The sequence below is a fragment of the Thalassomonas sp. RHCl1 genome (assembly GCF_947387555.1).
Taxonomy (GTDB): domain Bacteria; phylum Pseudomonadota; class Gammaproteobacteria; order Enterobacterales; family Alteromonadaceae; genus Thalassomonas.
The window spans coordinates 82,523-94,078 of the sequence record NZ_CANDNZ010000021.1 but is presented as its reverse complement, the minus strand read 5'-3'; the positions used below and the strand labels follow the sequence as shown (position 1 = coordinate 94,078).

Annotated in this window: 8 protein-coding genes and 1 tRNA gene; 1 reads left to right on the top strand and 8 read right to left on the bottom strand. The window is 48.7% G+C overall.

Features of this window, described 5'->3' with window-relative positions:
• Positions 1–89: 89 nt before the first annotated feature.
• Positions 90–177 (top strand) — tRNA-OTHER (locus QL234_RS30010).
• 353 nt (positions 178–530) lie between these two features.
• Here the strand turns inward: QL234_RS30010 and QL234_RS30005 are convergent.
• The 8 genes from QL234_RS30005 to QL234_RS29970 all read right to left on the bottom strand — a co-directional run bounded on the left by QL234_RS30005 (position 531) and on the right by QL234_RS29970 (position 11,454).
• The gene (locus QL234_RS30005; protein WP_281561405.1) at positions 531–2,033 is read right to left on the bottom strand and encodes a sensor domain-containing diguanylate cyclase; all 1,503 of its coding nucleotides are present in this window, start codon (positions 2,031–2,033) and stop codon (positions 531–533) included.
• 564 nt (positions 2,034–2,597) lie between these two features.
• Positions 2,598–4,451, bottom strand: a complete 1,854-nt coding sequence (locus QL234_RS30000) for a monovalent cation:proton antiporter-2 (CPA2) family protein (protein ID WP_281561404.1) — start codon at positions 4,449–4,451, stop codon at positions 2,598–2,600.
• A gap of 39 nt (positions 4,452–4,490) precedes the next feature.
• Positions 4,491–5,693: an ABC transporter permease gene (locus QL234_RS29995; protein WP_281561403.1), complete on the bottom strand. Its 1,203-nt coding sequence runs from the start codon at positions 5,691–5,693 to the stop codon at positions 4,491–4,493.
• Position 5,694: 1 nt separating this feature from the next.
• Entirely contained in the window at positions 5,695–6,513 is an 819-nt protein-coding gene (locus QL234_RS29990; protein ID WP_281561402.1) for an ATP-binding cassette domain-containing protein, read from the bottom strand.
• A gap of 137 nt (positions 6,514–6,650) precedes the next feature.
• Positions 6,651–7,196, bottom strand: coding sequence for a carboxymuconolactone decarboxylase family protein (locus QL234_RS29985; RefSeq protein ID WP_281561401.1), 546 nt, complete (start codon positions 7,194–7,196; stop codon positions 6,651–6,653).
• Between the two features lie 157 nt (positions 7,197–7,353).
• The gene (locus tag QL234_RS29980) at positions 7,354–9,240 is read right to left on the bottom strand and encodes a thiamine pyrophosphate-binding protein (protein WP_281561400.1); all 1,887 of its coding nucleotides are present in this window, start codon (positions 9,238–9,240) and stop codon (positions 7,354–7,356) included.
• 9 nt (positions 9,241–9,249) lie between these two features.
• A complete protein-coding gene (locus tag QL234_RS29975) occupies positions 9,250–10,704 on the bottom strand; it encodes a Dyp-type peroxidase domain-containing protein (RefSeq protein WP_281561399.1) in 1,455 nt (484 codons plus the stop codon).
• Positions 10,705–10,812: 108 nt separating this feature from the next.
• Positions 10,813–11,454 (bottom strand): carboxymuconolactone decarboxylase family protein, encoded by a 642-nt coding sequence (locus tag QL234_RS29970; RefSeq protein ID WP_281561398.1) that lies wholly within the window; start codon positions 11,452–11,454, stop codon positions 10,813–10,815.
• Positions 11,455–11,556: the final 102 nt, after the last annotated feature.

The window sequence follows — 11,556 nt, the reverse complement described above, 5'->3', positions numbered from 1 at the left end:
CGTGTCACTGGTTCAAGCCCAGTTTGGGGAGCCACCTTATAAAAGGCTGCAATTATTTGCAGCCTTTTTTCTTTGCCAGGAAAAATATATCCCCAGTAGCCCAGAGACCTGAGCGACGGACTGTACTCTTTATAAGCCCAGCGCGTGTCACTGGTTCAAGCCCAGTTTGGGGAGCCACCTTATAAAAGGCTGCAATTATTTGCAGCCTTTTTTCTTTGTCAGGAAAAATATATCCCCAGTAGCCCAGAGACCTGAGCGACGGACTGTACTCTTTATAAGCCCAGCGCGTGTCACTGGTTCAAGCCCAGTTGGGGGAGCCACCTTATAAAGGGCTGCAATTATTTGCAGCCCTTTTTCTTTATCTATGTCCCGTCCTGAGATAAGTAATGCCCAGTCCAATCCTTCTACCACGTTATCTATTATGATTTCAGGCGAAGACGATGATTAAATAGTAAGATCTTTTCAGAGAACTTAAATGATGCCGCCAAACTAGCAGAGCCTGGCTTTCACTTAAAGCGCATCACTTCCCTTTACACTACAGACTTAACCTTCAAGCCATTGCGTCCTGCTGACTTGGCTTGATACAACAACTCGTCAGCAGCTTTATATACTTCATCCGGCGTCATATCTTCTTTATATGACACCTGAATAGCCCCGGCGGAAACCGTTAAAAACTCGGAAACCGTACTCGGTTCATGGGGAATTTTTAGTGCTTCAACGCTGTGAATAATATTAAGGGCGAATAATTCCAGCGAAATAAAATCTTTTTGGTTGGTTAAGATCAAGAACTCTTCTCCGCCAACCCTGAAGGCAAAATCGGAAGAACGTTTGGCCAGATCAATTAAGACCTTAGCCACGGCAATCAGAGCCTTATCTCCCTCCTGATGGCCATAAGTATCGTTATACTGTTTAAAAAAGTCGATATCGAGCAATACCACAGAAAACAATTTTTCATCCCGTTTCGCCCGCCTGAACTCCCGGGGAAAAACGCTATCGAAATAATTACGGTTATAAAGACCGGTCATATTGTCGGTGATCGACAATTTTTCTAATAACTTCTTATCGGTAATGTCATTAAAAAATAAATTAAAGGTGTCAACCCCCTCCCCTTGACCGCTCTCGGGAATAACTTCTAAATGAAACCAGAGCTTTTGCCCGGCAACACGAATATAAACTTCACGGCTTACCGGGATACCGGATAAAATATCCTGCTCAAAGAGCAAAAACTGCTGCTCATCGGTAAAAAAACAATCATTAACGGTATCCAAGGTGGCATCCCTGTCCAGCTTTAATATCCGGCATAAGGCACGACTGATATCAACGACTTTTTTATCCCGGGTCAGTGTTGCCGTCAGGATATTTTGATCTAACAGATATAGCTGGTGCTGATAGTTTTGATTGAGGGCAAACAGGTTTTTTACGATATAAAAAGTGATAAAACCCGAAAATATCAAGGTCAGGGATAAAATAAGGGTTACTGTATTCTGGTTGCTGTTAACTATGGAAAAGCTATGATACTCGCTGGCTTTTTTAACGGCAGAATCATTAAGCACCTTATTTTGCTGGTAAAAATGTTCAATAGCATCAATCCCCTGCGTATTGTGTAACTGATTGGCCTGGCGATTTTCCCCTGCCTTGAGTAGATCAGACAACTGCCTGGCCAGGGTTTTCCAGCGGATAAAAGCATGATAGGCGTTATCAATATCATGGTTATCCCCCAAATAGTTTTCATAAATAATGGCAAAGTTATACTCAATGCGCTCTTCCTGTTGGTGAATTTTTTGGTTCAGCACCCTGATATTTTCAACTACATGCTCCATGTCATGCACATGAATGGCCGCTTTTAAATCGCGATCCATCACAGTTACGCCGGTATAAATTTCAGCAACCGCATTATTGACCTGAAAAGGATGAATAAAAATATTCAACATGTTATCGGTCAGGATTTGCATTTTATAGATAGTAAAAGCGACACTTACGACGGAAGCGAAAGCAATCAGGAGGAAGCCGAACAGAATTTTTTTTATACTCATAATCTCATCACAGTACCGGTAACATTCCCTATTACTATGCGATAGTGTCTATACAGAAAAATGTTATTACTGACTATAATATAAAGCTTTTTTACTTATTCAAGCACCAAGATCAACAACCGGGCAGTTGTTTCAACCAATGTTTCAAATAATGAGCAGATACGGACACTTTCCTGTTCCCCCGGAAAGACTTCTCTTAGCTATCATCACTAAAGAGTCCACCTACCACGCTCAAGCTCTGATCCCAAGTATAGAACAAGACCCTTTGCTTCTTTGATTTAATCAATAGCTAAGTCAACGAAAATGATAAGAAAAGTCATCACTACAAATGATGATTCACACAGAGCTTGTTAAGGCAAACAGGCACAACAGCGAAAAAGCACAGACTCAGACAAGCACAGCGACTGTTGAATGTTACAGTCATTCAAACGCTTAGAGCTGATAACTCATGGTTAGGCTGAAATCACCTTCATAACCTTCTGCCTGACGGAGGGTAAAGAAAACAACGGTAAAATGCCGCCTTAAGCAGAGGCGGCATACTTGAATATATTACTCAACCCTCCCTCAATCGGGACATTTTCCCGATGTTTCATCACATTGCTCATTAAAGGCCTGGGCATCCTGACTGTCCGCCTGTAACACCGCCGCCAGTGCCCGGTAATTTTCCTGGGCCTGGGAGCGATAGCCTTTTTCATCACCGTACAATTCAGCCATGGCAATAATATTGCGCTCATCATGTTCTTTAAAAATAGCCGCCGAGCGCCGGGCTTCTTCAGCTTCAACCCCCAGGCTGGTTAACGCCTGCTCGGCTAAATTTAGCGCCGAGTGGAAAGTTTCCCGGACAATAATATCGGCACCGCTTTCCTGAAGCTCATGCACTTCAAGCCGGCCCACCGCCCGCACCAGTATCTTTAAATGGGGATAATGCTTGCGGGCATGCTCAACAATTTCCAGCGTTTTTTCATGCTCATCCACCGCCACGATCAAAAGCTTAGCCGTTTCTGCGCCGGCGGCATGTAATAAATCCGGGCGCGAAGCATCGCCGTAAAAGACCTTATTTTCAAATTTTCGCACCAGCTCTACCTGGGTGGCATCATGCTCAAGTACCGTTACCTGGTGCCCCTTCATGATCAGCAGCCTTGATACTATTTGACCGAAACGTCCCATACCCGCCAAAATCACCGGGGTATCGCCGTCATCGATATGATCCGCCTCGGCCTGCTCCTGCTCATCGGCACCTGAAAAGAAAGGCTCCACCACTTTGTTATTCACTATCATCAGCAGCGGAGTGACCGCCATAGATAACGCCACCACCACCACCAGCGGCTCGGTAATGTCCGGCGTTAAAATATGATGCTGGCTGGCAAAGGTGAATAATACAAAGCAAAACTCCCCCGACTGCGCCAGGGCAAAAGAGAAAAACCAGCGGTTAATGCCCTGCATCTTAAACAGTTTACCCAGCACAAACAGCACCAGCATTTTACAGAGGATAAGGCCAAACACTAAGCCGATAATAAAGGCCGGCTTGGCCAGCAAAATGGCAAAATTAATACTGGCACCGACCGAGATAAAAAACAGTCCCAGCAACAGCCCTTTAAAAGGCGCAATTTCCGCTTCCAGCTCATGGCGGTATTCGCTTTCCGCCAGTACCACGCCCGCCAGGAAAGTGCCCAGCGCCGCAGAAACGCCTATGCTGTCCATCAACAGGGCAATGCCCACCACCAAAAATAAGGCGGTGGCGGTAAAAATTTCCCGCATCTTGGTTTGGGCAATAATGCGAAACAGCGGACGTAATAAAAACTTACCCGCTAAAATAATGCCGCCGATCACGGCAACCAATTGCAGGGCATGCTGATAACCGGTTAACTGCCCCGCTGCAGGTTCGGTTGTTGCCGCACCTGCCATTGCCAGCAGCGGCATCAAAGCCAGCATAGGGATCACCGCGATATCCTGAAACAACAACACGGCAAAAGAAGACTGCCCGAGCTCGGTCTTCATCAGGCCATTTTCATTGAGCAATTGCAGTACGATTGCGGTTGAGGAAAGCGCCAAAATCATACCGACCGCCAGTGCCATCTGCCAGCTCAGGCCGAATAGCAAAGCCACTGCAGTTAACAACGCCGTGCTCAGCACCACCTGGGCGCCGCCAAGGCCGACAATAGGCACCCTGAGCTTCCATAAAATAGACGGTTGCAGCTCCAGCCCCACCAGAAACAACATCATCACCACGCCAAACTCGGCAAAATGCATGACATTTTCCAGATGGCTACCGACTATACCCAGCACATAAGGGCCGATGATCACCCCGGCGATCAGGTAACCCAGCACTGAGCCCAGTCCCAACCTTTTGGCAATAGGCACAGTCACCACACCGGCGCCGAGAAACACAAACGCCTGCTCCATTAACCCCATTGCCATAACTCCCCCTTACTAATCAGCATCTTATTAAACTTACTATCAACGAAACAACACAGATTCTTTATTGAAAATGTATACGCAAAAAAGAATCGCAGCCAGGGCAAACACCGAGCTTGATGCCAGGATAGACACCAGCATCCAGTGATCTATAGTGCCTTTTAATATCTCTTTGATCGCCAGCGCGACATTGGATATAGGCACCAGGGACCAGCTCCAGTTAAGCTTTATCCCCGGCAGCATGGCCACCATCACAGGAAAAAAGCCCAACATAGACATGGGACCCATATAATTTTGTGCTTCTTTAAAGCTACGGGCATAAATGGAAATGGACAGTAAAATAGCGGCAAAGATTGCCGATACCGGGATCAGCATCAGCAGCATTAATAACAGATCGGTTAACCCCACCGAAGCCAGGACCCGGGCAACAACATCAACATCGGCAAGCTCACCGATAAGGTAACTCCACATCACCAAGCTAAATACGGTGATCAGCGCCGTAACTATACCCGTGGTCATAATGGTAAAAAACTTCCCCAAGACCAGGGCATAACGGGAAATCGGCGTCAGTAACAGGGTTTCCAGCGTGCCGCGCTCTTTCTCCCCCGCCCCTAAATCTATGGCGGGATACATGGCGCCGGTTAAACATAACACGATCAACAAATACGGCAGCAGACCGCCGATTTGTTCCCCTAAGTTTTCCCGCTCGTCAGCGGTATCCACGGTTTTAAGCAGCACAGGCTTCATTAGCAGTTTAAACTGCTCTTCATTGATGCCGAGTTCGCCGAACTTGTCTTGCCTGAGGTTTTGCAGGTATTGGTTAAAAACCTTGTTGACCTTTTGCTTGACCTGGTTCAATTGTGACGAGTCATTAAAGTACAGCTGCCACTGGCTTTGCTGGCCGGCGGTTAAATCATCCTGATGCTGCGCATTGACTTTGATCACTAAATCCAGTGTGCCGCTGCGGATCGCGGTAAAAATATCTTCATCCTGCAGCAAGGGCATTTCCTGGCGCTGAAAATCCCTGTGATAAAACAGGCTTTCTTCAAAGCGGCTTGCCTGCTCGCCGTTGATAATGGCATAACGCAGCACTTTTTGTTCTTCTTCGATGGCGGCACTGGCCACCACCGCCCCCATGATGGCAAAAATCACCGGGAAAATAAGCAAAGGCAGGGCTATCATAAAAAATAACGTTTTTCTGTCGCGCACCAGCTCTAATAACTCTTTTTTATATACTTGCCACATGTTACTGCTCCCCGGTGTGTATCTGCTGAGCGCTATCTTGGCCCCGCGTTGATAAGATCGCCATAAAGGCTTTTCGTAAATCCCGGCATTGGCTTCGTTGTTGCATCTGCTCGAGCGAGCCGCTAAAACAGGTGGTGCCCTGGGCAATAATCGCCACTTTGTCCGCCAGCATGGCGACTTCATCTAAATGATGGGTGGAAAAAATCACCGGCCGTCCCAGGTTGCGCTGGCTGTCGATAAACTCCAATATTGCCTCCGTAGCCATAATATCCAGTCCAGTGGTGGGCTCATCCAGCACCAAGACTTCCGGCTGATGGATCACCGAGCGGGCAATAGAGACTTTTTGCTGCATACCGCTTGAGAGGGTTTCCACCCGCCGGTGCAAATAAGCTTCAATATCAAGCTGCTGATAAAGGGCCTGGCCATCTTCCTTGATTTGCTGCTCGCTCATGCCATGAAGCTTGGCAAAATATTCGATGTTTTCTTTGGCTGTCAGCCGGTTATACAAGCCTGTTTTTGTGGATAAAAAGCCGATTTTCTTTTTGGCTTCCTGGGGCTTTTTGATGATATCGACGTCGTTGATGACAATAGCGCCGCTGTCGGGTTTAAGCGCCGAGGCTAATATGCGTAACGTAGTGGTTTTTCCTGCACCATTGGGGCCTAACAGGCCTAATACCTGGCCTTTATCACAGGAAAAACTGACATCATTTAAAGCCTGGAACAGCCTGCCGGCTTGCCTGGGGTCTTTTTTATCATCTTGTTGTTTCATTGCCTCTTTGCTGAGGTGAAATGATTTACTCAGGTGGGAAACTGTGATCATGAATATTGTCATTACCGGGAAAAATCTGATTAAGCAATTGTATCGGTTATGAAAATACTAAGCCAATCTTTATTGCCCGATTGTTTTACCCCCCGACAAGCCCCAGCCATTTACAAGGGACTTGTCGGCAAAAGCAGCTAAAACGGCGGCACCCCTGCCTCGGGTAAAGGTACGTCAAAAGAAAATACTACGGTAGAGATCATACGGTACATGCCGCAGGCCATCACTAAATCCAGGAATCCCTGGATGCCGATTTCATCAACCAGACAGTCCTGGGTATGCTGAGCAATGCTGCGATGGTGCACCACATCTTCTGCCACCTGCCAGGTATACAAATACAGGCGTTTCATGCTGGCGCTGGCGATATCCCCTTCCAGCACCTGGGCGATAACCGAATTAGGTAATCCCGCCCTTTCTGCCGGGGCAATATGTTTTTCCCAGACAAAAGCAGCCCCCAGCGCCCTGGCGGTGGCCAAAATACCCAACTCGCGGATATCACCCGCCAGTTCGCTCTCATAGCGCAAATAGGTGCCCAATTCCCCGACATGACGGGCCAATTGCGGATGATTCAGTAAGGTCCGGTACATACCGGATAAACCATCCCTGGGTCCGATTAATTTATCGTATATTTCTTGTCCCTCTACATCCAAATCATCCCGGGTGGGTAACGGAAGTTTTGCCATAACCATATCCTTATCGTTTAGGTAAAATCAGCCAAGTAAGGCATCCGGCATAAGCGGTTCCCCTTGGTCAACTTAAGTTGTCTGTAAACTTATTTAAGCACCTTTACCGCCCGGCGCTTGTTTTTCTCTGCTTGCGCTTCAGCGCTAATCTTCTGAGCTAATCTTCAGACCAACTAGCCTGTTCCACCGCTTTGCGCCAGGGGTTGATAGGCGTTTCAAAATCCGGGCTGCACCTGGCATCAATAACAAACGGGCCATTGGCGGAAAATGCCCGGTCAAATGCCAGCGACAAATCCCCCGGGTCTTCCACCCGAATACCGTCTCCCCCCAAGGAGCGGGAAAAGGCGACCCAGTCATGGGTGGCTAAGGTAGTCAGTTGTTTGGCAATCGGGGTTTTCGCCCTTAAATAGACATTGCCCAGGGCACTGTTATTGATCACCAGTACAATCAAAGGCAGGTTATTTTTCGCCGCACTCTGGATTTCAATGCCGTTCATCAGCATACAGCCGTCGCCGGTGATCACCACGCAGGGTTTTTCCGGACAGGCCACCTTGGCGCCGATGCCTGCCGGGATCGCCCAGCCCATAGGCGCCATAGCCGCAGCCGTCAGGTACTGCCTCGGACCATGGCTTTGCCAGTAATGCCCGGCAAAAGCCCGGTGTGCGCCCGAGTCGGCAATAATCACGGTATTTTTCGGCGCCATGATCTGCAATTCGGTAATAATGCGCGCCGGATGCATGGGGATGGCGGTACTTTGCCTGTCTTCATTTTGATAATAACGCGGCTTCGCGCTAATAGCGTCCAGCCATTGCCGGCGTTGCTCCCGCCCTTCAAGCAAAGGGGTTAATTGCCCGTCCTGCTCAGGTTGCAGCAGCCACTCCAGTAAAGTGCAGATGTCACCGTTAATACCGACATCAACCGGAAAATTTTTCGAGAAATTGGCAATATCGACATCCACCTGATAAATGCCCGCTTCGGGTTTTAAATGCTGATCCCAGCGCATGGTATCCCGTTGGTTTAAACTTGAGCCCAACACCAGCAATAAGCGGTTATCATCAATACCGGCATTGGGGCAGTCGGCATTGTCTTTATCGCCGTTTAATAATGCCAAGGTGGCGTGGTTGGTACCGGCATAACCAAATACCCCCAGGGATAAGGGATGTGTTTCGGGAAAAACCCCTTTTGCCTTTAATGTAGTTGCCACCGGAATATGATATTTTTGCGCAAATTCAAGCAGCTTATCGCTTGCCTGCGAGCGAGTGACACCACTGCCGGCAAGAATGGCAATATTAGCGGCGCCGTTTTTCTCCAACGCCGACAGCAGCTTTTTCGCACCATGAATATCCAGGCCCCTGGGGCTGATATTCTCCACCTGCAGACCTTTAAACCCGGCATAACCTTGGGGGATCTCCTGGGTTTGGATCTGCTTGGGAAAACTCAGGCTCACGGGTTTTTGCTCCCGCCCGAGCATGGTTCTCATGGCATGATCAAGTACCCGGGGCACCATTTTCGCCTCAGGGATCTCCCGGGACATAGCGGTGACGGTCGATAAAAAGCCGATATCGTTAACACCGCCGCTGCTGGCATCCTGAAAGCCTCCCCGGCCATCCCAGTCGGTGGGAATTTCACCGGCCAGGGTCAGTACCGGCGAGCCGTCACTGTAGGCGGCGGCTAACGGTCCCACCATGTTAGCGATCCCCGGCCCGCCGATGCCCAAACATACGCCAAACAAACCGCTGGCACGGGCATAACCGTCCGCCATATAGGCAGCCCCGGCTTCGTTGGCGGCCACTATGGCTTTGACGTCATCCTCCTGGTCGCCAAATTGATCGAGAAAAGGATCCACCACACCGCCGGGTACCATAAACACATGATGCACCCCTTGGCGGGCAACGGCATCGAGCACATACCTGGCGGTTGTGATCCCGGTTTCACTCTTGCCCTGGTTTTCTTTGCTGGCGCCATCAACACCGGGGGGTAAGATTTTAATATCACCGGAGCTGCTTGCCGGGTTGTTTTCTGAATCAACATTAAGATCGGTCACGATAACTCCTTAATCAAGGGTAGATAAATGACGTAAAAAATGAATACTGGGCATAAAGAGATATTCACCACCGAGATTGCGGACAAAGCCGGAAAATTCAAAGTCCACCTTACTGGCGCCATTGCCCCATTTGCCCGGCCAGGACTGCGGCTGTGGCGTATCTCCGTTTGCCAATTGTCCCACCAAAGGGTCGATACCGGTTTTTTCCCGGATAAAGCCTTCATTGTTGCACCAGGTATGCTGCATAAAAATAAACTGATCCACTATGCTGGCCTGCAAACTGATAAAGAGTAAACCCGCCTCTGTCCATTCCGAGTCCGGGGCCAGGTTTTTGTCGCCAAAACTGATACCCCGGCGCACAATACGGCGGCTTTGCTCTATGGTCGGCGGAGAATTAAATTGCCGGACGGTATCTCCCCTGGGGTTGGTTTTTCGGGTATGAGCGTGAAACGGACAGCGCAGGCCGTCGACATCGTCATCATAGTTAAAGTTGTTAAACAGGTTGCTCCAGCCATCGTTACCCTGCTCCGAAATCGGGGTGCCGTCCTTAAAGCGACCGACACATAAGGCACCGGCATATTCGGCATCGACTTTCTGCTGCCCGAGCTCAGATAAGGTATTGGCCAGCAAATCCAGCTTTTTCCAAAAACCTTTAATATTTTGCTGTAATTTGCGGTAAGTGACATAAGTGCCGTAACTGTTATTGTCGCCGCCGGGATCTTTCACCAGCACGGTATTTAGCGAAGCACTGGCATCATTGCGGCTATAACCGCCGTTTTTAAATTCTTCATTGAGATCGGAAAAAAAGAATTTAGGATTACTGACCCCGTCAACAAAGCCGAAATGCTCAATAACCTGTGCTTTGTCATTACGCATCACATGCCCGACCTGAACCAGGGTAATTTCGGCAATACCCGCCAACTCATTTTTAAGTTCAGCCACTTTATCCGCCAATAACTGCTCGGTTTCAGACTGAGAATCACCGGCATAAGCAAGTAAAACCATACCGTCGATATCGCTGCGAAAAGCCGACTCCCACTGCTGGACATCGTCATTTAACGGATTGCTTTTCGGCTGGTGATCTCCCCTGGGCACAGTATCATAGCGTACCTGTAAATCTTTCATACCCGAGCGGAAGGCCAGATCCTGCGGCCAGTATTTTTGCTTAATTCCCAGCGCCTGATAGCCGGAGCAACTCAGCATCAAATTGACAAAAACCTGGTGGCGACCATCGGCTTTGTATTGCCGGGTTTGCTGCTCCTGCCCTAAGGTCGAAGTGATATTGGCGGCAAACTTCTCAACCCAGCGGCAATTTTCATCCTGGTTGCCGATAAAACGGAAAAACACATGGCGCGAGTGATCCCGGCCATGCCCTTTTAATATATTGCCCTGCAGATTGGTAAAAACGTCCTGGAAATTCGGGTCGTCTATTTCAATATTGGTTTGGTTTAAATTCGCCGACATAATACATTCCCTGTAAAATTAATATCTTGGCCCGGCTTGCGGGCGGTGCCATTTTTTGTTCAGACCAGTTAACGGCGCGCTTGATGCGTGCCCTAACGCATACTTCGCTTATGCCTCGGTCATATTATTTTGCATTTCTTCTGCCATCATTTGCCGCATCTCGGGCAATTGAGGCTCCGGCAAGCTGGGTTTACCCGGCGCCGCCGGCAATTCATAGGCGTTAAGCTGGCAGGCTACCATAGTGTAATAACCAATTAAGGCGGTTATCTCCGTGATCTGCTCTGTGCTATACGCTTGCCTGAGCTTATTAAAGCACTTGTCACTCACCCGCTTATTATTGCTCAGTTCACGAACATAAGTGATCAGGTCGCCGTCCCCGGAGGCCAGACCGTGATTGTCCTCGGTGGGCTGGCCATTTTTATACAAAGGTTTTTTATACTTGATCACTTCCATGGTGTGCACCGAGATATCTGCCTGCAGGGCAAACTCCTGATGAAAAGACCACTCAAACTGGCAGGCATTTTCGCTTAAGGTGGTGATGATGGTGAGTTCTTTTAAGCGCTGGGGCAAGATTGAATCAAAGCGCAGATAGGCACCGAGATCTGCCACCAGCTTCGCCACCTTAGGGCTATTAAGCAATAAGGCAAATACACCGATCACATTACCCCGGCTCGCTTTAATATACTCAGAAACCTGCAGCGCCTCGCCGCTAAGGCCAATTTCATTATCCAGATATGGAATACGTGTCATGATACTCTCCCGTGTTTTATCGAGACCTTACAGCCAGCTTGCGGCGTAATATCTTCGCTTCATTGAGTTAGTGAACGGTAAAGTCAGTTGGACAGGAGCCAG

Coding starts and splice junctions, on each gene's coding strand:
- QL234_RS30005 (WP_281561405.1), bottom strand. CDS start 2,033: ATGAGTATAAAAAAAATTCTGTTCGGCTTCCTCCTGATTGCTTTCGCT.
- QL234_RS30000 (WP_281561404.1), bottom strand. CDS start 4,451: ATGGCAATGGGGTTAATGGAGCAGGCGTTTGTGTTTCTCGGCGCCGGT.
- QL234_RS29995 (WP_281561403.1), bottom strand. CDS start 5,693: ATGTGGCAAGTATATAAAAAAGAGTTATTAGAGCTGGTGCGCGACAGA.
- QL234_RS29990 (WP_281561402.1), bottom strand. CDS start 6,513: ATGATCACAGTTTCCCACCTGAGTAAATCATTTCACCTCAGCAAAGAG.
- QL234_RS29985 (WP_281561401.1), bottom strand. CDS start 7,196: ATGGCAAAACTTCCGTTACCCACCCGGGATGATTTGGATGTAGAGGGA.
- QL234_RS29975 (WP_281561399.1), bottom strand. CDS start 10,704: ATGTCGGCGAATTTAAACCAAACCAATATTGAAATAGACGACCCGAAT.
- QL234_RS29970 (WP_281561398.1), bottom strand. CDS start 11,454: ATGACACGTATTCCATATCTGGATAATGAAATTGGCCTTAGCGGCGAG.